This is a genomic window from Desulfopila sp. IMCC35008 (assembly GCF_010646885.2).
Lineage (GTDB): Bacteria > Desulfobacterota > Desulfobulbia > Desulfobulbales > Desulfocapsaceae > Desulfopila.
In genome coordinates, this window is the sequence record NZ_CP050700.1 from 2220637 (window position 1) to 2243646 (window position 23010).

Annotated in this window: 17 protein-coding genes; 13 read left to right on the forward strand and 4 right to left on the reverse strand. The window is 45.4% G+C overall.

Translation table 11 applies throughout. The features are described from left to right. Nucleotides 1-35 precede the first annotated feature (35 nt). Nucleotides 36-635, forward strand: a complete 600-nt coding sequence (locus GA520_RS09780) for a TRAP transporter small permease (protein WP_205749210.1) — start codon at nucleotides 36-38, stop codon at nucleotides 633-635. Continuing rightward, nucleotides 632-1948, forward strand: a complete 1317-nt coding sequence (locus GA520_RS09785) for a TRAP transporter large permease (protein WP_163336783.1) — start codon at nucleotides 632-634, stop codon at nucleotides 1946-1948. Before GA520_RS09780 ends, GA520_RS09785 begins: the two co-directional genes overlap by 4 nt. A 17-nt stretch (nucleotides 1949-1965) precedes the next feature. On the opposite strand, the gene GA520_RS09790 is transcribed toward GA520_RS09785, so the two are convergent. After that, a complete protein-coding gene (locus GA520_RS09790; protein WP_163336782.1) occupies nucleotides 1966-2328 on the reverse strand; it encodes a hypothetical protein in 363 nt (120 codons plus the stop codon). A gap of 454 nt (nucleotides 2329-2782) precedes the next feature. Here GA520_RS09790 and GA520_RS09795 point away from each other — a divergent pair, with 454 nt between their 5' ends. From GA520_RS09795 to GA520_RS09805, 3 genes are read left to right on the forward strand one after another with little or no spacing between them, the layout of a single operon-like run. Next, nucleotides 2783-3817, forward strand: a complete 1035-nt coding sequence (locus tag GA520_RS09795) for a proline racemase family protein (protein ID WP_163336781.1) — start codon at nucleotides 2783-2785, stop codon at nucleotides 3815-3817. Nucleotides 3818-3820: 3 nt separating this feature from the next. Beyond that, nucleotides 3821-5371 (forward strand): L-serine ammonia-lyase, iron-sulfur-dependent, subunit alpha, encoded by a 1551-nt coding sequence (locus tag GA520_RS09800; protein ID WP_205749209.1) that lies wholly within the window; start codon nucleotides 3821-3823, stop codon nucleotides 5369-5371. A 39-nt stretch (nucleotides 5372-5410) separates the two neighbouring features. Then, entirely contained in the window at nucleotides 5411-6397 is a 987-nt protein-coding gene (locus GA520_RS09805; RefSeq protein ID WP_163336780.1) for an ornithine cyclodeaminase family protein, read from the forward strand. A 70-nt stretch (nucleotides 6398-6467) separates the two neighbouring features. On the opposite strand, the gene lepA is transcribed toward GA520_RS09805, so the two are convergent. Continuing rightward, a complete protein-coding gene (gene lepA / locus GA520_RS09810; protein ID WP_163336779.1) occupies nucleotides 6468-8264 on the reverse strand; it encodes a translation elongation factor 4 in 1797 nt (598 codons plus the stop codon). A 709-nt stretch (nucleotides 8265-8973) separates the two neighbouring features. On the opposite strand from lepA, the gene GA520_RS09815 reads away from it, so the two are divergent. The 4 genes from GA520_RS09815 to greA all read left to right on the forward strand — a co-directional run bounded on the left by GA520_RS09815 (nucleotide 8974) and on the right by greA (nucleotide 15830). Continuing rightward, a complete protein-coding gene (locus GA520_RS09815; RefSeq protein ID WP_370362793.1) occupies nucleotides 8974-9906 on the forward strand; it encodes an RNA polymerase sigma factor RpoD/SigA in 933 nt (310 codons plus the stop codon). A gap of 18 nt (nucleotides 9907-9924) precedes the next feature. After that, on the forward strand, nucleotides 9925-11097 hold the full coding sequence (locus GA520_RS09820; protein ID WP_163336777.1) for a DegT/DnrJ/EryC1/StrS aminotransferase family protein: 1173 nt from the start codon (nucleotides 9925-9927) through the stop codon (nucleotides 11095-11097). A gap of 201 nt (nucleotides 11098-11298) precedes the next feature. Next, nucleotides 11299-15273 (forward strand): tetratricopeptide repeat protein, encoded by a 3975-nt coding sequence (locus GA520_RS09825; RefSeq protein WP_163336776.1) that lies wholly within the window; start codon nucleotides 11299-11301, stop codon nucleotides 15271-15273. Between the two features lie 71 nt (nucleotides 15274-15344). Then, nucleotides 15345-15830: a transcription elongation factor GreA gene (greA, locus tag GA520_RS09830; RefSeq protein WP_163336775.1), complete on the forward strand. Its 486-nt coding sequence runs from the start codon at nucleotides 15345-15347 to the stop codon at nucleotides 15828-15830. A gap of 69 nt (nucleotides 15831-15899) precedes the next feature. On the opposite strand, the gene GA520_RS09835 is transcribed toward greA, so the two are convergent. Next, a complete protein-coding gene (locus GA520_RS09835) occupies nucleotides 15900-16490 on the reverse strand; it encodes a TetR/AcrR family transcriptional regulator (protein WP_163336774.1) in 591 nt (196 codons plus the stop codon). A 279-nt stretch (nucleotides 16491-16769) separates the two neighbouring features. Here GA520_RS09835 and purD point away from each other — a divergent pair, with 279 nt between their 5' ends. From purD to GA520_RS09850, 3 genes are all read left to right on the forward strand, one after another. Continuing rightward, the gene (purD, locus tag GA520_RS09840; protein WP_163336773.1) at nucleotides 16770-18548 is read left to right on the forward strand and encodes a phosphoribosylamine--glycine ligase; all 1779 of its coding nucleotides are present in this window, start codon (nucleotides 16770-16772) and stop codon (nucleotides 18546-18548) included. Further along, the gene (locus GA520_RS09845; protein ID WP_163336772.1) at nucleotides 18535-19161 is read left to right on the forward strand and encodes an L-threonylcarbamoyladenylate synthase; all 627 of its coding nucleotides are present in this window, start codon (nucleotides 18535-18537) and stop codon (nucleotides 19159-19161) included. Before purD ends, GA520_RS09845 begins: the two co-directional genes overlap by 14 nt. A gap of 173 nt (nucleotides 19162-19334) precedes the next feature. Further along, nucleotides 19335-19658, forward strand: coding sequence for an Hpt domain-containing protein (locus GA520_RS09850; RefSeq protein WP_163336771.1), 324 nt, complete (start codon nucleotides 19335-19337; stop codon nucleotides 19656-19658). Nucleotides 19659-19705: 47 nt separating this feature from the next. Here GA520_RS09850 and ettA read toward each other — a convergent pair whose 3' ends face one another. Beyond that, nucleotides 19706-21388, reverse strand: a complete 1683-nt coding sequence (gene ettA, locus GA520_RS09855) for an energy-dependent translational throttle protein EttA (RefSeq protein ID WP_163336770.1) — start codon at nucleotides 21386-21388, stop codon at nucleotides 19706-19708. A 702-nt stretch (nucleotides 21389-22090) separates the two neighbouring features. Between ettA and GA520_RS09860 the strand changes: the two genes are divergently transcribed. Beyond that, entirely contained in the window at nucleotides 22091-22927 is an 837-nt protein-coding gene (locus tag GA520_RS09860; protein WP_163336769.1) for an AAA family ATPase, read from the forward strand. The last annotated feature ends 83 nt before the right edge of the window (nucleotides 22928-23010 follow it).

Genomic DNA, 23010 nt, shown 5'->3' on the forward strand with positions numbered 1-23010 from the left:
TGTCCCGGATCTAATGATCGTCAAGGAGGAATTTCGTGCCAGGAAATCAAGAAAAAGAAAAATCCCCCTCTTTTAAATGCGATACTATGCCTCCGGGCGTTCTAACAACCGATACACCCAAGAATTTTTTTGACAAGATCGTTATCAACAGTTTTTCAATTATCAGTTTCAGCACCACCCTCATCCTGACCCTCGTTATTTGTGCCGCAGCCTTTTTCCGCTATATACTCGATGGGGATCTCACCGGTTATGAGGAATGGGTGAAAATCTTTGCTTTCTGGCTCTATTTTTCCGCTGCAGCCATCGGTGCCTATAATCGCACCCACGTTTCTGCCGATCTCGTCCAGGCGTACGTCCCTGATGGAAAATTAAAGGATTCTCTGGTTTTCCTGAAAGATCTTGTCACAGTAGGGGTCTGCCTGCTTTTTACCTGGTATGGGTATGAATTTTTCATGTTTGGGTTTGCAGGGCCGCTGGGTACAGGAATTGCCATTCCTAAAACAAACGTCTGGAGAATAAGTCTGTGGGTCGGGTATTTGTCAGTTTTCCTTGGGCTTATTTTCATGACCTATTATTTCACCAGAGATCTGTTTATGAGTGCGGTAACACTAATAACGGGGAGGAGATTTAAATGATATATGTTGCCCTGATAATCCTCGTTTTATGTCTTATTATCGGTGTTCCGGTCCCTATAAGTTTTATGGCTTCCGGAGCCTGGCTTGTTTTTTTTGGAGGAGTTGACGGAATGGGGTATCCCTCAAGTCAGCTCTTACCTTATGGTTATAAACAGATGGATTCCGTCCCCCTTATTGCAATTGCATTATTTATTGCAGCGGGTGGCATCATGGAACGAGGCAAGATTGGTCAGAAACTCATTGATTTTGTCGATGTTTTTGTCGGGGACCTCAAAGGTGGCCTTGGTATTGTTGCTACGATATCCTGCGCCATCGTCGGTTCAATTTGCGGTGCAGCCTGTGCTACCCTTTCATGTGTAGGTACCATAACCTTTCCGCGCTTCAAAGCAGAAGGATATCCCAGGGGCCTGTCAGCAGCACTTTTAGCCAATGCATCTCTTCTTGGTCTCCTTATCCCACCGAATGCAACACTTATTATCTTCGCCTGGATTACCGGGCAGCCGGTACTTGCATGTTTTCTGGCTACGGTAGTGCCTGGATTTATGGTTATTTTCCTGCTTTGTGTCGTCAACAGGTGGCTTTTAAGAAATAGCACAACCGTACTTGTTGCTGAAAAGCGATCAGGTTCCCAAAAACTTGAGCTCTTGAGAAAGAGAACAAAACAGGCTATCCCGTCTCTCATGCTTCCCTTTATTGTTCTGGGTGGTATTTATGGGGGCTTTATGACCACCACTGAGGCCTCGGCGATGGCGGTCCTATATGCCATTCCAATAGGCATGTTCGTTTACAAAGCACTGAGCCTGAAAGGTGCTTACGAGGTACTTGTTGAATCGGCAATTACTACAGGCGTTATCATGGTCATGCTCTATTCAGTGGCTATGTTGAGCAGGTTGTACCTCCTTGAGGATCTTCCTGAGGTGTTATTAGGGATTTTTCAGGCAATCTCAAGTAATCCTATGGTTATTATGTTCATGATAAATATCTTCCTTGTTATCATGGGTATGTTGATGGATGATATCAGCGTGGTCGTTCTCGCCACACCTATCCTGATGCCGATAATTATGCAATTAGGATTCAGTCCTATTCATTTCGCAGCAATAATTGGTGTAAACACCGGTCTAGGGTGTATTACCCCACCAGCTGCTCCGGTTCTTTACCTGTCTGGGCGGCTTGGCTCAGCTCCTATAGATGAGATGATGAAACCGTGCCTGTGGTTCATCGTTCTTTGCTGGATACCTGTTCTCGCCCTGGTCGTATTTTTCCCAAAAATTTCACTTCTGTTGCCTCATCTGATTTTGGGCACCCCATGGTAAGGTAGGAATATGACTTTTTACCGAAACTTTTTTGCTGTTCTTTGTTTTGCATTTTTCTTTGCCGGTATCACAACCCAGGCACCTTTTGCATTTTTGGTTGCCATGCTGTGCGGTGCACTTTCAAGGACTGCCGGGAAGAGAGGGTGGCCTGATCCTGCCTGGCGAAAGTAAATAAAGACAGGCGCTGAGAAAAGGGAGTCGGGGCTGGTTACATAATGTAAGTTGTTGCCAGCCCCGGCTGTCACTTTGAAAGGAGGGGCAAGATCTTTACTGAATCTTCCCATATGCATGAGATAAAGTTGGTACGCAGCCAGGAAGTAGTCAAGTTGAGATGAGCGACCCGATTCTGTTTCCCGAGCGACCGGCAATGAACTTGTCATTGTATATATTCGTGCTTGTGGCCCTGCCCTGTTTTCGAACCTCAATAGCCTTACAGCCTACAACCAGGTACACCTTCAGACTCATCAAGTTATACTGCCGGAATTGATGTGTTCTCAAATCTACTTGAGACTGTGTCAGGGTAACGCGTTTAAGCTTTACGATTTTTCTCCCTAAAAGACTGGTCGCTGTTCTTTCCTGAAAGGCACCAATGAGCCGTATTGAGTTATTAAAAAATAGTAACATTGATCCGGGTTCAAATACACCGAACCCAACATTCATAAAAATTTATTAAACTTGTTCTTTTTCCAACTGTAAGTGAAAATAATTAATGGTCCTTGTGGATTGTATACCAAAAATGTACTGTGTGCGTGCTCTGTACTTAATTGAATAATGCGTTCATGATATACAGTAGCAGAATACACTTCAAATATTGCTTATGGAGGAGTGAGAGTAGTGAGGTCAACTCAGGTTATTCATGTGGTCAGTTGTCACGCCGAGGGTGAGGTTGGAGACGTCATCGTTGGCGGAGTTGCAGTACCTCCGGGAGATACAATATGGGAACAGTCCCGGTGGATTGCAAACGATAAACAGCTGCGGAATTTCATGCTCAACGAACCCCGTGGTGGAGTTTTTCGACATGTTAATTTACTTGTCCCGCCAAAGAACCCTAAGGCACAGATGGGCTGGATTATTATGGAACCTGAAGATACACCACCTATGTCGGGCTCCAACTCAATCTGCGTTTCCACCGTTCTCCTGGAAACGGGAATTATTCCTATGCTGGAGCCGGAAACCCGCATGACCCTTGAACCTCCCGGAGGACTTATCGAGGTGGTCGCAAGTTGCAGCCAGGGCAAGGTGACAAGGGTTTCGGTAAAAAACGTACCCTCTTTTGTTGATAAGTCATCAGTTGCCCTGGAGGTTCAAGGCATCGGTACTCTCACTGTCGATACCGCATATGGTGGGGACAGTTTTGTTATTGTCGATTCGGAGCAACTCGGGTTTTCCCTGACCCCGGACGAGGCACGTGAGCTCGCAGAGACTGGAATTAAAATCACCAATGCAGCCAATGAGCAACTTGGCTTTTATCATCCGGTGAATCCTGATTGGAACCATATCTCATTTTGCCAGATTACAGCTCCGTTGAAAGAGGAAGACGGCGTCTTGGTTGGGAAAAATACTGTTTCAATTCAACCTGGTAAACTCGACCGCTGTCCAACTGGGACAGGATGCTCCGCGAGAATGGCACTTTTATATCAACAGGGTAGATTAAAGGCTGGGGATAGGTATATAGCTGAGTCTATAATCGGGTCCCGTTTTTATTGTTCAATAGATTCAGTGACCCAGGTAGGCGGCCGTCAGGGTATATACCCGATTATTGCCGGACAGGCCTGGATTACCGGAACACATCAATATACACTCGATCCGACAGATCCTTGGCCGGAAGGGTACAAAGTGGCCGATACCTGGCCTGTAAAAGTAGGGTGAATTATGTTTGTCAGTGTTTTTAATGATGTTTTAGGGCCGGTTATGCGCGGCCCATCGAGTTCCCATACGGCAGGGTCCTATCATATTGCCTTGATAGCAAGAGATTTGCTTGGCTCTGAACCGTTTAAAATAAAAATAGTTTTTGATCCGGAAGGGTCTTATGGGAAGACGTATGTCCAGCAGGGTGTAGATCGCGCTTTTGTGACCGGACTCATGGGTTGGAAACAAACAGACGAAATTTTTAAGTCGGCCCTTGATACAGCCAGGAAACATGGAGTTGAAATTGATTTTGAGCTTGTACATATTCCACATGCTGATCATCCAAACTATGTACATATGCAAGTTGTCGGGGAAGGGCATAATAATCATCTTGATATTGAAGCCAAATCGGTTGGTGGAGGTACCTTTACGGTGGTTAAGGTGAACGGGGTTGCTCTTCAACTAGATGGTAAACGGTATGCGACTCTGATAGAGATAAAACCTGAAAAGTTAAATTCGCTTATCGGCTCGTTGGCCAGCAACTTTCCCGGGGCAAGTGTTGAAGTTCTCAAGAAGGATATAGAAAATTCTATTGTCAAAATAGAAGCAGGTACTCCGCTTGACAATAGGATACTGGAAAAATTGGCTCCAGACAGTACAATTCGCCAGGCACGTCCTGTATATCATACCCGAAAAGGAGAGCCGCCATTCGCCTCCGGGACCGAAATGGTAATGTTTGCATTGCAGAACGATCTCTCGTTAGGCCAGGCTGTTCTTGAATATGAGAAAGCAGTTCTGGGCTTGACCGAAGAAGAAGCTATCTCTGAAATGATTGGCCGGTATAAGGTAATGAAAGCTTCCGTTGCCGAAGGCTTGATTGAAGAAAATGTTAACATGCAGCTTCTCGAACCAATGGCCGGGCGGATTATGGAAGGGGTCAGAGTGGGGAGGAGTGCCATCGGAGGGGTGCATGCAAGGGCTTCGGCCGCTGCGATGGCGGCAATGCATACCTGTAATAGCCAGGGCGTTGTTTGTGCTGCCCCTACTGGGGGCGCAGCAGGTACTCTACCCGGTATCCTGACGGTTCTTGAAGAAGAATATTCTATTGATGAAAGGCGGATGGCTCTCATGCTTTTTGCGGCAGGTGGGATCGGTCTTATATTAGCAATTCGCGGAACATTTGCCGCAGAAGTCGCTGGTTGCCAGGTAGAGATCGGAGCGGCAGGAGCTATGGGGGCGTCTGCTGTAGTTGAGTTTGCAGGAGGCACAGTGCAGCAGGCATGTGATGCCGCCGCAATCTCGTTTCAAAACACGATGGGATCCGTCTGCGATCTGGTTCAGGGAATGTGTGAAATCCCCTGTCATACCCGAAACGGGGTGGCGGCCTCGAGTGCCTTTACCAATGCTGATATGGTTATTGCCGGGTATGTCAATCCGATACCCCTTGATGAGACCATTGATGCTGTTTACTCATCCGGCCTTATGCTTCCAAGCGAGCTTCGCTGCACGGCTCAAGGTGGTCTTGCAATAGCACCGTCTGCACAAGCTTTGAAACGAGTACGAAAAAATTGCTGAGTACGATCAGTAGGTACTACTATTTTAGAGGATAACACTATGACACAATTAAGAATACTATCAGGTCAACAGATTCGGCAGGCAGTAAATATGAAGAGTATTATTGATGTGATGCATGAGGCTTTTGTCGAGTTATCCGCTGGTCGTGCAGAGATGCCCATCCGGTCACAAATATCCATTGATAAACATGAGGGGACAGCACTTTTCATGCCCTGTTACATGTCCCCGACTGAAATGATTGGAGTGAAGACCGTAACCCTTTTTGAAGATAACCGGAAAAACAATATTCCATATATCCAGGGAATGGTGTGCCTGTTTGATGGCAAGAACGGAACTCCGCGAGCGGTACTCGACGGATTGACAATTACGGCATTAAGAACGGGTGCGGTTTCAGGCCTTGCCACCCGGCTGCTTGCCAGAGAAGATTCGGAAATTTGCGGTGTATTTGGGGCTGGAGCCCAGGGGCGTACACAGTTAGAGGCTGTCTGTGCAGTAAGAGATATAAAAAAGGTCTATATTTACGATATGTTTGTAGAGTCGTCCAGGCAGTTTGCCAAGGAGATGGGGAGTTTCCTGGGTGTTGAAATAGTTGTCGCAGCTACCTCGGAAGAGACTGTGCGTGATGCGGATATTATCTGCTGTGCTACTATCTCTGAAACACCAGTGTTCCACAACAGCGATCTCCCTGCCGGGGTCCATATCAATGCAGTAGGCAGCTATAAGCCACATGTCCAGGAAGTGCCTGAGGAAATGGTGTTACGTTCCCGACTTTATGTTGATCATCGAGAGTCAGCTCTTGAAGAGACAGGTGACTTGATCATCCCTATTGGAAATGGTTCGATGACAGAACAGCACATAGTTGCAGAGATTGGGGAAGTAGCGGCTGGTGAGGCTCCCGCCAGAACTTCCGAGGATGAGATAACTTTTTTTAAGAGTGTTGGTGTCGCGGTACAAGATTTAGCCGCGGCAACCGTTGTCTTAAAGGAAGCTGAAAAACAGGGGATTGGAACGATCGCTGACTTCTGACATCTCTCATTATGAACATTTTGCCTGGTAACACCACGAAGAATGGCAAAATGTTCATAAGATAATGGTTTCAACTTTGCTCTGATTTAAGAACAGCCAGAAAGGCGGTTTGTGGTATGTCCACATTTCCAACAGTTTTCATTCGCTTCTTTCCTGCCTTTTGTTTTTCAAGCAGCTTGCGCTTTCTGGTAATGTCACCGCCGTAACATTTTGCAGTAACATCCTTGCGGAGTGCTGAAATTGTGGTTCTGGCAATGATGGTCCCGCCGATAGCTGCCTGGATAGCAATCTTGAACATCTGGCGCGGGATCTCCTCTTTTAACATATCGCAGGCATGCAACCCTCTTGCTCGTGCATTATTCCGGTGAACAAGCTGGGAGAGTGCATCAACTCGTTCGCCGTTAACGAGGATGTCTAGTTTGACGAGATCGCTTGTTCGGTAATCGAGTATTTCATAATCAAAAGAACCATATCCCTGGGTTATTGATTTTAACCGATCATAGAAATCATAAATGACCTCTGCCAGTGGCAGTTCGCATTTGAATTCGATACGGCCTGGGGTGGGGTAATGATAATTGGTGTTTTCACCTCGTCGTTCCATACAAAGGGTCATGACTGCACCCATATACTTCTCGGGCATAAGGATCGTCGCCTTAATATAGGGTTCTTCCGTATTGTCTATATTGGCCGGGTCCGGATAATAGGCGGGGTTATCAATTTCCTGGGTCGTTCCGTCTTTCAAATGGCAAATATAGCGAACAGAAGGAACTGTGAGGATTAAAGATACGTCAAACTCCCGTTCAAGTCGCTCCTGGATGACCTCTAAGTGGAGGAGGCCGAGAAAGCCGCATCGAAATCCGAAACCAAGAGCAGCAGAGGAATCTTTCTGGAAGGTAAGGGCGGCATCGTTGAGCTGTAGTTTCTCAAGGGCTGCCGCCAAGTCCTCATAGTCGTCCGTGGAAATGGGATAGATGGAGGAGAAAACAACCTGCTGGATATCTTTGAACCCGGAAAGTGGTTCAGCGCTCGGCTTATCACGATGAGTGATTGTGTCACCTGGCCTTGCATCCTGTACCGATTTAATACCAGCAATAATATAACCAACCTGCCCGGCAGAGAGTGACTTCTCAGACTGGCGTTGTACCCTGTAGGTTCCGACTTCTTCAACCCGGTGTTCACAACCGTTAGACATGAACAGAATGGTTTCTCCGGCCTTTAGTGTACCATTGATTATTCTGACAGATATAATTGTACCCCTGAAAGGGTCATAGTTGGCGTCAAAGATCAAGGCTTGGAGAGCGCCGTTGACATCCCCCTCAGGGGGGGGCAATTCAGTCACAATTGATTCCAGAATATCCCGTACGCCTTCCCCGCTTTTTGCAGAGCAATATTGGATGAGATTGCCGTCAAGGCCGAGGTCTTCCTCAATCTGCATGGCAACCTTTTCCGGTTCTGCAGAGGGGAGGTCTATTTTGTTGATTACAGGTATGATCTCCAAGTCATTTTCCATGGCGAGATAGAGGTTTGCAAGGGTCTGGGCTTCAACACCCTGTGCCGCATCGACAAGGAGGAGTGCACCCTCGCAAGAGGTAAGAGCCCTGGAAACCTCATAGCTGAAATCAACATGCCCGGGAGTGTCGACAAGGTTCAGCGCATACTCTTTGCCGTCCTTTGCTTTGAACGGTAAGCATATGGTCTGGCTCTTGATGGTGATACCTCGTTCGCGTTCGATATCCATGTTATCAAGAAGCTGGTCCTTGAATTCACGATCGGAAATCAACTCGCAGATTTGGATCATCCTGTCGGCAAGTGTCGATTTGCCATGGTCTATGTGGGCTATTATGCTGAAGTTTCTAATATTATTCATTGTTAATATTTGTCGGTCCCGTAAAAAGATTGGCCATTATCAGGCCAGCTGCATAACGTCTTATTGTTATAGCTGGTGGAAGTGTCGGTTTATACTTTTTACGATATTAGGCGTAATTGGTAAAATTGCCGGCAAAAGGGTATACTATTGGTCGGGATCACCTTTGCATTATGGTTACCTTGAAGAGTTGCTACCTCGCCCATCTTCATTGTTGCGTTCAAAATGTTAACCTCAACATATCAAATATATGCTTGTGGTTAAATTTTTTATGCGTCTCGAATTTGAACAAGTCGGCTAATTTTTCAAGATACCTTTATGTAAAATTCGCTGTTTTTAGCACAAAAAAAGCAAGATTAAAACAGAATTTTCAATACATTTACTCTGGGTTCATAATAAGTGATGATAACATATATAGTTCCTTTCTCCCAAAAAACTGCCGTAAATAGTGTAAAAACAGGGAGTCGTTTAACTCTTGCCCAATAAGAAGAGCAGCAAAGCACTTGTTCTGCTTCGCGATGTTTGGTTTCATTCCAAAATTACTCGCATTTTGGCCAGGCATTTGCAGTTATTGATTGCACTTTCTTCCCCTGAGGGTAAAATAATAATCTTTTGCAAAAAAGATATAATGAAATCAGTCCGGAGACTGTTATAAATGGTTAAAAATGAAGTCGAAATAGAACCTGAGGTAAAGGAACCTCAGGTTGAGCAAATGCAGGAGCAGCAACTTGTTTCCATTTCGGATGACGAGAACCTGCCTGCGTTAAGTAACCCCGCACTACATAGATACCTTCAGGAAATCAGTCAATATGAGCTGCTTTCCCGGGAGGAAACTGATGAACTCGCCATCCGTTTCCGGGAAACAGGTGATCAGGATGCAGCGTATCGCTTAGTCTCATCAAACCTGAGATTGGTGGTTAAAGTTGCCATGGACTTCCAGAAATACTGGATGCAGAACTTCATGGACCTCATCCAAGAGGGAAATGTCGGGTTGGTTCAGGCGACAAAAAAATTTGATCCGTACCGTGGGGTTAAGTTTTCCTATTATGCTGCCTACTGGATAAGGGCCTATGTCCTGAAGTTTATTATGGATAACTGGCGGCTTGTTAAAATTGGCACCACCCAGGCCCAACGTAAACTGTTCTTTAGCCTCAATAAGGAAAAAAAGCTTCTTGAAGCCCAGGGTTTTCAGCCTGAACCCAAACTTCTTGCCGAACGATTGAACGTCAAGGAGAAAGAGGTAGTTGAGATGGGGCAGAGAATGGATAACTGGGATGTCTCGCTTGAGAGTCCACTCAGATCCGACTCTGATGATGAACAGAAAAATTTCATCCCGAGCAGAGGGCCTAATATTGAGTCAACTGTGGCCGGAAAGGAGATCAAGCTCAAACTTGCAGAACTGCTTGAAGTCCTCAAGGATAAGCTTAACGACAAGGAGCGAATGATCCTTGAGAAACGGCTGCTTACTGATGAACCGCTTACGCTGCAGAATATTGCAGACAAATTTGCAATTTCACGTGAACGCGTAAGGCAGATTGAAGTCAACCTGCTTAAGAAAATGAAAAAGTATCTTGAGGCAGAAATGCCAGATATTGTTGACTTCTTTGACGGCGAAAAAATTGTTATCAACTCTAAAGACGATTAATACAATAAAGATACCATTATGAAAGTACCTCTGTTAGACCTCCAAGCCCAACTAAAAACCTTTGAAGAAGAGATGGTCGCAGCTGTGACAGATGTTGTCCGATCCACCCGATATATCGGTGGGCCTGAAATAGAGGCGCTGGAGAAGGAGATCAGCGAATATTCAGGTGCGGCATACGGGATCGGTGTTTCCTCAGGAACTGATGCTCTTCTCGTTGCCCTTATGGCGTTGGACATTAAAGAGGGTGATCTGGTTTTGACTACGCCGTATTCCTTTTTTGCGACCATGGGTGTCATATTACGATTGGGAGCACGCCCAGTCTTTGCAGACATCGATCCTGTAAGCTACAATATAGATCCCGAAAAGGTGGCACAGGCTCTGGCCGATGACACAAAGAAAAGAATTAAAGCTATTATTCCTGTACATCTCTACGGTCAGTGTGCAGATATGACCAGGATTATGGCCTTGGCGGAACAGTACGACATACCCGTGGTAGAAGATGCTGCCCAGGCCATTGGGGCAGAATGCCCGTTTACTGAAAATGGCACTACCCGTGTCATGAAAGCTGGTGCCATAGGGATTGCCGGCTGTTTTTCATTCTTCCCAAGCAAAAATCTTGGTGGGATTGGAGACGGTGGCATGGTGATCAGTCAGGGGGAGCAATTTGCTAAAAAAGTAGAACTGCTTCGTAATCATGGTGCATACCCCAAATATTACCACAAGATGGTTGGTGGCAATTTTCGGTTGGATGCATTACAGGCAGCAGCTCTTCGGATAAAGCTTCGCCACCTCGATTCATGGCATAAGCAGAGGGCTGCCAATGCAGCGACTTATAATAAGCTGTTTTCTGATTGCGGCCTTATAAGCGGAGCGGAAATTACAACACCAGTGTCCGTCTATGGCGAGGCATCAACTGACGAGAACAACTATCACATATATAATCAGTATATACTCAGGGTTTCACAGAGGGATGGGTTGCGTGAATGGCTGCTGAAAAACGATATAGGGTGTGAGGTGTATTACCCGGTTCCCCTTCATAAGCAGGAGTGCCTTGGAGTGGATGCTGAGAAGTGGGACATGCCACATGCGGAAAAAGCAGCTGAGGAAACAATAGCTCTGCCTATTTATCCCGAACTTACAACAGAAATGCAGATGTATGTTGTGGAAACAATCAAAAAATATTATCAATAGGCTTTAAAGGGCTAATACAACATTAATGTAACTGGTTGGATGCTGTCCATTTTGCGTCCGACCATGTTGTTAAGGCATGAAAAATGAGGGATTGATGGAAGTAACCCAAATTTTTCGATCTCCTAAAGTTCATGTTCAGGAGTACTCACGAATGAGTATGAACTCTCTTCTGCATACTGTTCTGGCTCAGGGACGCTGTCTATGACAGTCTCATCAAAAGTCATGAATTCCTTTTTTTATATATCTTATTTTGTCTTCGCTATCGTACTGTTTGTGCCGGATAGCGGTTTTTCTACCGTTTTGCCAGAAAGGGAAATCGTTGTGATCGAGGGATCATCTCCAGAGTGGAAGTCACATTGGGATATTGGCAGGCAGTTGGCTCGTAATGGGGATTTGGTTGGCGCTGCGGAGCAGTATGAGCAGTTGCTTTCGGTAAAACCACAGGTGGAAGCTGCCAAATGGGAATATTGTCAAATCCTGTTTGAGCTAGGAAGTTATGATCTACTTCCTGCCTATCTTGAATGGTTGATTGAGGCAGACCAGAACAATCTCAATTACCTTGCTATGGCCGGCTATGTTTCACTTCATGAGGGAGATTATGAAAAGGCAAAAAAATACCTGGGGAAGGTGTATAGTGCCCGACCGGAAGGCGAAAGCGGTGTGGCCGCTTTGTCTGGTCTTATTGAAGCATTGAATGGCTTGGGACTGGATGTATATGTTTTCCCACTGATGGAGCAGCTATACCTGCGGCAACCCAATGATAACGGGCTGCTGATACAGCTTGGAGACATGGCGCATGAACTCGGGTTCCATCAGAAGGCAAAAGAATACTATCAGTTGTTAATGGGTAAAACATCCGTGCCGGATACGGTGCTCATTAATGCCTCGGAGGCAATGTATGAGGCGGGAGATAAGACCGGTGCCGTCAGATTGTGGCAGGAGATTGTGCGCAAAAAACCTCTTGAAATAGAATACCTGGAAAAGCTTGCTGACTATTACCAGGAGATTAATCAGCCGGAATTGGCGCTGCCCTATATACTCTCGTTGATCGAGCACAAACCGGACTTCTCACCAGACCTGCTCCTTACTGCCGGAAGAATTTATTTTTACGATATACATAAGGCAGACAAAGCGCTTCGTTTGTTTGAGAGATATCTGGAAAGTATGCCGAAGCATCATGAGGTTGGTTCAGAGATAAGAAAAGTAAGGGAGCGAATCAGTAGTGATCTCCTGGCAATCGTAGAAAATGCGAGCGCCACAATACTCTGGAGCGACCTGCAGAAGATAACGGAAGATCCGCTCCTTCTTTTCAATATGATGGCAGATAAACTCGAACAACAGGAGAAGTACGAGCCGGCGATAGAATTGCTGAGAATAATATATACCCATAGTGATAACCAGGACAAAGTGGCTCTCCGACTAGCCAGGTTATATGATGAGGTCGGCAACTCCATAGAGTCATACAGAGCCTTTCTGCTTGTGAACGAAGACGTCAACAGAGATCAATCATATTATGAAAGAAAACTCGATTTTGAAAAAGAGCTTGGATTGAGTCGTGCTGCCCTCTCAAGTTCCTTGAAGCTTTTGGAGATGAAACCTGATTCACTGAACTTGAGGATCGATAGTATTCGTATGGCAGGTGAAATAGGACTCATGGAGGAGCTAAAAAAAGCCTCTCAGTCTATTCATGAGCTGCGATTGGACGGTAAAGACCTGGATTTGTACCTGACATATGGCAAGAGTTTAGTGCAGGTTGGCGCATACAGCAAGGCAGACCAACTCTATACCAGGCTTTTACAGGAAGATTGGTCTCAGCTCAAACTATCGCGCCAAGTAAAGCTCGCCAAAGCAGAATTACTTGCAGAACAAGGACTTTTTTTCGAACAGCAGCAAATATATAGACAGCTGCTTACGGAGTCTGGAGATGATTTTGAGGTAATTCGCTTACTCATCGAGTCGACGATTTTCAACAGTCCCTCGATAAATTGCAGACCTCTATTGACAATGATGAAAAAAGTACTGGAACAAACCGAAGACGCTGCAGATTTCAGCCGTTTCAGGTTCCTCCTTGCTCTCACAGAAGCCAGCATACTCGAAAAAGAAAAAAATATTGGGGAGGCGATTTCGATTCTAGAAAAAGCCTCAGCCACATTGCAACATGCAAAAACGGCCAAAGGCAGGGCTCTCCGGTTATTGAAAATAGATACTGAGCTATTCCGTCTATACATTCAAAGTGAACAATATGATAAAGGGCACGAAATTATTAGTCGTTATCCTAAAAGAGAAAAGCGTGTACTGACCATTCGTTTCATGAAAAATGTCTCAGAGAATAGGGGGCAGTTCCAGATATCCTCTTTCTTGCATGATACAAAAGCGGCCCATAACCCCTCCGGAAGGCTAACAAGTCTTTTCAAGGCCGCCCGGTTTGCTGAACAGTTTGGGTTCACTGACGAGGGAATAGCCCTGATTGACGAAGTACTCAGAAGAGAACCCGAATCACGAAGAGCACTGGTCCAAAAGGCCAGAATACTCATGAAGAACGGTCTGCTTGATGAAGGTACACTACTGTTTGAAAAACTCGCGGCTATATATCCGCAGGATCCTTATTACGTGAGGGTAGGGCTTGAACTGGCCATGAAAAAAGGGCTATATAATGATGTTGCCGAGGCGACATCCTATATTTCAGGCGAAGATTTACCAGTTCAGCCGCTCATGATAAGAGCCCGGGCATTGTGGGGTGCTGGCCGGGAAGAAGAGTCCCTTAAAGTGTACCGGCAGATTTTGACTAAAAGCGTCAACGATGATTTACAGCATAAGCTGGCCGAACACTCCGTGGTGCAGAATTCGCTACATGCTGGAAAAGAGAAGAGCCCTTTCTGGGGTTTGTTTTACTACGATCTGGGCAACAGGCTCGATAATCTGAACGCCCTTAACAACAAGGATGGCTTCCTGGCCCTTCTTGGCACCGAGGAAGGGCAGATTGTAGCCGACCTTTACAGTCGCTACAGATATGAAAAGATGCTGACAAAAGAGTATCAGGCGAGAAAGGCTATTGTTGAGAAACGTTATGTTGCAGCCAAAAAACAATACCAGCGTAACCTGAAGGAAGAAGAGAGCTCGGAGGGTTTGAAAGACCTTGCAAAAATATACGAACGATTAGGTGACTATGGTAAGGAGGCCGAAATTTATTCGGTTATTGCCCAAAAAGGTGAAAAGACTCCTGAAATTGAGGAATCGATAAAGCGCAATGAACGAATACGTTCGCCTTCTCTGGCGGTTAACTACGTGTTTAACGAGCAGGATGGTCGTGAAGGGGCAAAAAACATTATTCGCGAGGAAGGGGGACTGGGGTTGAAATTTTATCCCGGGCTCTCCAGTGAGGTCGAATTGCTGTACCACGAGCTTTCATATCGCCCGGTTGATGAGACCGAAACTGTGGAAGGAAGACTGATGCGAGGTTTTGGGAAGTGGGATGTCCTCGATACCACTACCGTAACATATGATTTCGGGATCCATATTTTAGATGACGAGGGTGATACTACTCTGCTTTACGACCTGCGAGTCGATCATCGGTTTGAAGAAAACCTGAAAGGGTATATGTCTCTGGAGCAAGCCCTGGTTGACGACAGCCTCGACAGTCTCAGGCAGGCCATAGATTCCCGCAATATCAATATCGGCTTTGTGGTGGATGGTGAAAGCGGGTTTGTTGTTGGAACAGAATTAACCCGGAGGAGTTATAGCGACGAGAACGACCAGAACCGGTTTTACTTATGGAGTTCATATTCTATCTTTAGCGACTATACAACCATTGCCATGAAGTATAGTTATGAGTTTTTGGCAAATGGTATTACTGGGGATGTTGAGACTGATCCGGATACGGGTGAGAAATCATATAGTATGGCCTATTGGAGTCCAGAAGACTACTGGGTTCATCGGGCCAGTTTAACCTTTACTCATCTGCTGAGGCATTTTGAGGGATTTAAACAGGAAGCAGGTCAATATTCTCTGAATTTTACTATAGGATATGAGTCGGAAGAAAACTTCCTTTACAGTACGAAGTTCGATATTTTCCTTGAAATGAGTGATCATTTTTTATTAAAAGGAGATCTGTTGTACGAAATGAGCAACGATTACGACGAGAGTAAGGCCGCTTTTTCTTTGATATATCGTTGGTAAGATGATGCATATGACACTTCCTGTTCAGGATTGTTGCACAATTCTGCAGGAATTTTTTTATGGAGGTTTAGATGGTTGAGAGAATTCCCATGTCTAAGGCAGGGAACAAAAGATTAAAAGAGGAATTGGCACGTCTTGAAAAGGTGGATAGGATCGAGGTGGTAAAAGCCATTGAGGTTGCCCGCGGACACGGCGACTTGAAAGAGAATGCAGAATACCATGCCGCCAAGGAACGTCAGGGATTGATTGAAATGCGGATAATGGAGTTGAAAGACAAGCTGGCCCGTGCTGAGGTAATCGATTGTATAAAGGTGTCGACGAAATGCGCGGTGTTCGGAACTATCGTGACGCTTCTTGACCTTGACACGGATGAAGAGGTTTCTTACCAGCTTCTCGGTCCGGAAGAATCAGATGTGAAGAAGGGGTCAATTTCTGTTCTTTCTCCACTTGGCAGGTCTATTCTCGGAAAGGAAATTGGGGATGAGATAACGACCGTCACACCCGGAGGTACCCGTGAATTCGAGTTGATGGATATTACCTCATCAACGTTTTCATGAAAACAGTATCGTTTGGCATGAACCGCCTGGATTGAATGTATCGGGCGGCCATATGTGTAGGAACTAAGATTACTTCCGGTCAGTACAAAAACCGGAGAGAAAGGCGAGCAGAATTTGGTGAGACGCCTCTTCTACTGTGTAATGAGTTTCAAGGGAGATGTTCCAGACCCTTGAAGTCTCATCAAGTGCCCCGAAAAATGCTCGTTTGGCAAGATCAGGCAGAATCTCGTTTTTAAAGATACCCTGTTGTTGTCCTTGCCTGATAATATCTGCTACGATATCCGTGTATACAATGAATTTTTTATTCCGATAATCTTTTACAACTTTATGGGTCTGGCGTAGTTCTATCTGGATAACTTCAGCCAGGTTTTTATTCTTTTTCATTGCTGCCAGGTGTCTGACGGCAAATATTTCCAACATTTTTCTAGGATTTGTTTCATCGGAAAGAGCCTTTTGAACCTGGGCGATGAGCTTTCCGATCTCTTCCTCAAAAACAGAGATGAGTATGTCGTATTTGTTGTTGAAATAGAGATAAATTGTCCCATCAGCAACCTTGGCTTCTTTGGCAATATCGGATATTCTGGCATTGAAAAATCCTTTCTTGGCAAAGACTTTCGTTGCTGCAGTTATTATCCTGGCGTGTTTGTTTACAGCTTTCATCCGTTGTCAACGCACACTCTGAAGGTGTTGTGGTAAAAGGTTTTGTGAGGTGCCAATGAATGGCTATTCATTCATCTAATAATTCAGGTCCCGTTTGTCAACGAGCAAAACCACTCTTAAGAATTGAATTGCAACCTTTTACAAGGCGGCGATCTGAAGTTTCCGTTATGCCGTGGTTCCTACAAGGCTCAAATCATAGATGAGGGACTACGTTTTTCATGGTAAGTATAAGTATAGAAAAACAAGAAGATACAATTTAAAACCGATGGAGTTGAAAATATGAAAATTCTCGTTATAGGTTCCGGGGGCAGGGAGCATTCACTGGTCTGGAAAATCAACCAAAGCCAGAAAGTGGAAAAAATCTATTGTGCTCCTGGAAATGCCGGCATAGCAGAACTTGCCGAATGTATTGATATATCGGTTACGGATGTTGAAGGGTTGCTCTCTTTTGTTATAGAAAAAGGTGTTGACCTTACAGTTGTTGGACCAGAAGCCTCATTGGTTGAAGGTGTTGTTGATAAATTCGAGGAAAAAGGGTTACGGATTTTCGGCCCCACAAAGGATGCTGCAATTCTTGAAGGGAGCAAGGTTTTTACCAAGCAATTTCTTGAAAAATATAATATCCCGACTGCTGCTTTTAAGGTGTTTCAGGATGCTGATGATGCCAAAAAATATATTGATCAGCAGGGTGCTCCTATTGTGGTGAAGGCTGACGGACTGGCCGCCGGAAAAGGAGTAATAGTTGCATCTACAGTTACCGAGGCGAAAGAGGCCGTCGATCTGATCATGAAGGATAAGGCTTTTGGTACAGCCGGTGACTCGATTGTTATTGAAGATTGCCTGAAAGGTGAGGAAGCATCATTTATTGCTTTTACCGATGGTAAGACTATCTTGCCACTACCTACATCTCAGGATCATAAGGCTGTGTATGAAGGGGATAAAGGGCCCAATACTGGTGGTATGGGCGCATATTCACCTGCTCCTGTGGTAACTGATGAAATATACAAGTTTGCCATGGAACAGGTCATGGAACCGACCATTAAAGGATTGGCAGCGGAAGGTCGTCCGTACAAGGGCATGTTGTATGCCGGTCTGATGATTGATGGGGATGACATTAAAGTATTGGAATTCAATTGTCGTTTTGGAGATCCCGAAGCACAACCGCTTGTCATGCGACTGAAGTCAGACATTGTCGACATTTTTGATGCTGCCATCGACGGCAGACTCGATCAGGTAGAAATGATAATTGATCCGAAACCAACTATCTGTGTGGTGATGTCTTCCGGTGGGTATCCGGGCAGTTACACTAAAGGTGATGTGATCTCCGGCTTGGAAGAGGCTGCTAAGATTTCAGATGTTGTTGTCTTCCATGCAGGTACCGCGAAAGAAGGAGGCGAAATAGTATCAAATGGCGGACGTGTTCTTGGTATTACGGCAACAGGCGACAGTCTCGAGGCTGCAATCAAGAAGGCATATGAGGCTGTTAATGCAATTTCCTGGAAGGACTGCTATTTCAGGCGGGATATTGCAGCAAAGGCAATGAAGAGAATGTCTGGGAATCAAGGTTCACCCCAGGTGTCCATACTGATGGGCAGTGATTCTGATCTACCAGTGATGCAGGCCGCCGCCGATTTTCTGAAATCGATGGGTATAGGTTATGAGATGACCGTTGCATCCGCTCATCGCACACCTGAAAGAGCGGTAAATATTGCCGCTACTGCGAAGGAAAGAGGTATTAAAGTAATAATAGCCGGTGCCGGGATGGCCGCCCATCTTGCCGGTGTGCTTTCATCTCATACCGACATTCCTGTAATCGGCATACCACTCGATGCTTCTCCCTTACAGGGCATGGATGCTTTGCTGGCAACGGTACAGATGCCTCCTGGTATTCCTGTAGCCACAATGGGTATCGGTAAGGCAGGTGCGAAAAACGGGGCTGTACTGGCCGCCAGGATTATCGCTCTTCAGGATCAGGAAATAGCTGAAAAACTCGTTCAGTTCCGTAGCAAAATGGTAGCAGAAGTTGAGGAGAAAGCACGTCGAATTGAAACACTCTGATGTCTCCATCCAGATGAAGGATGATCCACTCCGCAATGCCGTTGAATGTATAGCGCGTGGTGGTATTGCGGGCATACCAACCGAGACCTATTATGGGCTGGCAGTGGATCCTGAAAACGAGGAAGCTCTTGAAAGGCTTTTTCGTATCAAAATGAGACCAGAATCTAAACCGGTTCTGGTCTTGATATCCTGTAGGGAGCAACTTGAATCCCTGGTGGCGGATATTCCGGATACATATGTCGAATTAATGGACGAATTCTGGCCTGGCCCACTGACCCTCGTGTTTCAGGCCAGGGCTGGGGTTTCGTCTTTGCTTACGGCAGGTACCGGTACTGTTGGTATTCGGCAGACACCGCATCCGGTGGCACGGGCCATGATCGAGAGCATCGGAAAACCAATTACAGCCACCAGTGCAAATATCTCCGGTCAACCACCAGCCTCTTCGGCCGCCGATGTGTGCAGGATGTTTGGTAAGGAGATAGATTGCATTGTCGACGGTGGCGAGTCCGGTGAAAAAATGCCATCCACCGTTGTTCGTCCTCGTGGGGATGAGTTCTGCATTGAGCGGCATGGTGTTGTGGATTTACGATCTCGTTTCTCCTTGTGCTACTGAAGGGAATTAGAAAGTAAAGTTTCGGTAATATTTAAGTTTCCAGGGCCATCCTACGCTGTTTGGGATTGTTTTTTTCCCTGATGACATGCTAGCATGTATGGAAGGTGTTAGATTCAGTTGAACGATAAGATATGATTTATGCCTCAAATTTTAATAAACCGTAAGGATCGAAAATGGGATTGTTGAAATGGAATAAAGCATTTGCCCTGGAACAGGCTGCCGATGATGCAGAGTTGCTGCAGGAGCTTCTTGATATCTTTAAATCGTCCTTTGCCTCAGATCTCCAACAGATTAAAGATGGCGTTGCCGAAAATGATGCAAGCCTGGTTGGGAGTGCTGCACACTCTATAAAGGGTGCTGCCTCCAGCCTTGGGATAGACGGGATTGCCGAGTTGGTGAAGCAGATTGAGGAAGAAGCTAAGGGGGGAGGTGTGGCTATTGCGAAGGGCAACCTGGATAAGCTTGATGAGATGTTGGCAGAGATCAACGCATTGTAACCGGCAGGAGTTTATTTCCCCCCTCCTGCCGGCCTAAAAACTTCTTCTTAACGGGTCAGTTGCCTGTATTTTATACGATGTGGCTGATCCGCTTCACTGCCGAGTCTGGCTTTTCTGTCTTTTTCGTAATCTGAATAATTTCCTTCGAACCAAACCACCTTTGAATCACCTTCAAAGGCAAGGATGTGTGTTGCCAATCGGTCAAGGAACCAGCGATCATGGCTGATAATAACCGCACATCCACCAAAATTTTCCAAAGCTTCTTCAAGTGCGCGGAGAGTGTTTACATCAAGGTCGTTTGTCGGTTCATCAAGCAGTAAGACATTGCCTCCGTCTTTTAGCATCTTGGCAAGATGCACCCTGTTTCTCTGGCCTCCTGAAAGCAGGCCGACCTTCTGTTGTTGATCGGAGCCTGAAAAATTGAACTTCCCAACATAGGCGCGGCTGTTTATTTCCTGTGTGCCAAGCCAGATCGTATCCTGACCCTCAGATATTGCTTCCCAGATGGTCTGGTTCGGATCAAGGGCGTCCCGTGACTGATCAACATATGAAAGTTTTACTGTTTCACCAATACGAATCGAACCTGAATCAGGTTCTTCCTGTTTTGTGACCATCTTGAAAAGGGTGGTTTTACCGGCACCATTAGGACCGATAACACCTACAATACCTCCGGGGGGAAGAGCGAAGGTCATGTCTTCGACAAGCAATCGCTCGCCAAAACTTTTAGTGATTTTATCTGCTTCTATAACAACTTTTCCAAGGCGTGGTCCGGGGGGAATGAAAAGTTCAAGGTCCCTTTGCATTTTGTCTGTTTCCTGGTTCATCAGTTTTTCATAAGCACTGATGCGTGCTTTGGACTTGGATCGACGTCCCTTAGGTGACATCTTGATCCATTCCAGTTCGCGTTGCAGGGTTTTCCTTCTCGAACTTTCTTTTTTCTCTTCCATCGCCAGACGTTTTTCCTTCTGTTCGAGCCATGATGAATAGTTACCTTTCCAGGGAATTCCTACGCCTCGGTCAAGCTCCAGAATCCAGCCTGCAACGTTGTCAAGGAAATACCTGTCATGGGTTACGGCAATAACGGTTCCCTCATAGCCTTGCAGGTGATGTTCAAGCCAGGCAACAGATTCAGCATCAAGGTGGTTTGTGGGTTCATCAAGAAGCAGGATATCCGGCTTCTTGAGCAAAATCCGGCATAAAGCGACACGTCTTTTTTCACCACCGGATAAAACACCACACGTACTTTCAGGAGGAGGACACCTGAGAGCATCCATAGCCATCTCTAATCTGCTGTCCAGGTCCCAGGCAGAGAGGTTGTCGAGTTTTTCCTGAACCGCGGCCTGTCGATCGATAAGGTCCTGCATTTCATCATCACTCATCGGTTCGGCAAATTTTTCGTTAATTTCGTTAAACTCGGCAATAAGGTCAACGGTCTCCTGTACACCTTCCTCGACGATCTCTTTGACAGTTTTTTCAGGATCGAGCTCCGGTTCCTGCTCCAGATAATCAATGGTGTGACCAGGTGCCAAAACGGTTTTACCGTTAAATTCGGTATCGATCCCGGCCAGGATCCGGAGGAGGGTACTTTTACCAGAGCCGTTTAAACCAAGAACGCCTATTTTGGCACCATAGAAATAGGAGAGTGAAATATCCTTTAAGACAGGTTTGGTATTGTAAAATTTAGAGACCTTAATCATCGAATAGATGATTTTTTTATCGTCAACGCTCATATCATTTTCTCACTAGGAATTGCAGGTTACGGTCAATTCAACGACCGAATTACTTATGGGTTATTATCAAGTTTGTGTAACATCCTTTCTGTAAATTGAAGAAAGTAGTTGGCAGGAGCAGGCCACCGCTTATCCTTTCGCTTTCATCTTTGCGAAACAAAATAGCAAGGAGGAAGCGATGTCCTGCACTATTATTTTATTTTTGGGGTTAAGCCACGTTATATCCGGAATTGTCTCTTTCTTCAATATCTCATCAAGCTATGCAATGTTGGAATGAAAACCAGGATTGCCGATGTTAACCTTTTGATATATCGCTTTTGTATCGAAATTGAATGAATAAATTGCCATTATATAACATGAATTGCTATTTCGTCAGGAAGAGAGTAGTTTAGTCCCCCATTAACTATTCTCTGTTTACGCTGGTGTTTTTTTATGTTTGTTTGTGACCATCATAAGGCAGTTCCCAATGAGCTTGATAAAGAGCGGGATCTGCACCTGTCAACCGACCTCTCTCCGTAGAACTTATCCGTTACGCTCTACCGGGCTTTGTTTGTGCCGGCTGAGTGAGATCTCGAATTACCTATTATAACCTGACTGCAGTAAGATGTTTAGTCAAAGTGTGCCTTGGAGAATAGTCTTTGCCTGCAGTTCTGGATATTTGTTTAGCCCCATCTAATTAAACGGCGTTAAAAGGAGAGTTCCATGACTATTGTTACAATTTCCAGAGGATCATATAGCCGCGGTAAGGACGTAGCTGAAAAGCTAGCCCAAAGACTTGATTATGAGTGTGTGTCACGCGATATCCTGCTTGAGGCGTGTGCCGAGTTTAATATACCTGAAATCAAACTTGTACGCGCCTTGCACGATTCCCCCTCGGTTCTCGATCGATTTCAACATGGCCGGGAACGTTTTCTCAGCTATTTTCGGTACGCATTGTTAAAGCATGTTCAGAAAGGCAATATTGTATATCACGGATTGGCAGGGCATTATACGCTGAAAGATTTGGATCATGTTTTGAAGGTTCGTATTGTCGCCAATATGGACGATCGTGTTCAGGAGGAAATGAAGAGGGAAAACATCTCTGCAGACAATGCACTCTATATCCTGAAAAAGGATGATGATGAGCGAAGAAAATGGGGTATTCATGTGCACGGTACCGATACCTGGGATAGCAGGTTATATGATATTGTTCTACATATTGACATGATCAGCATAGATGATGCTGTTGATATACTCCACGGGATATTGAATAAAGGCCTTTTCCAGATAACGCCTGAATCTCAGAAGAAACTAGATGATATGGTTAAGTCTGCTAAAATCCACACAATGCTTGTTGCCACCTCACCGCGTGCGAATGTCGCGGTAACTGATGGCAGGGTTTTTATCCGCAATATTGGTGAGGAGTTAAAGTCAGATTCTGACTTTAGAGCACGGATGGAAGATAAAATCATGCAACTCGACGGAGTGGAATCTGTCATGATTCAGGAACCATTGATCGCTCATGGCAATTCAATTAATCCATATTATAACCAGCTGTAATTTACTAGTCTGTTGACTGTTTATTTAGTTTTCATGATCTGCCAGACAACGGTTGGGACCTCGAACCAAATATGAATTTCTTT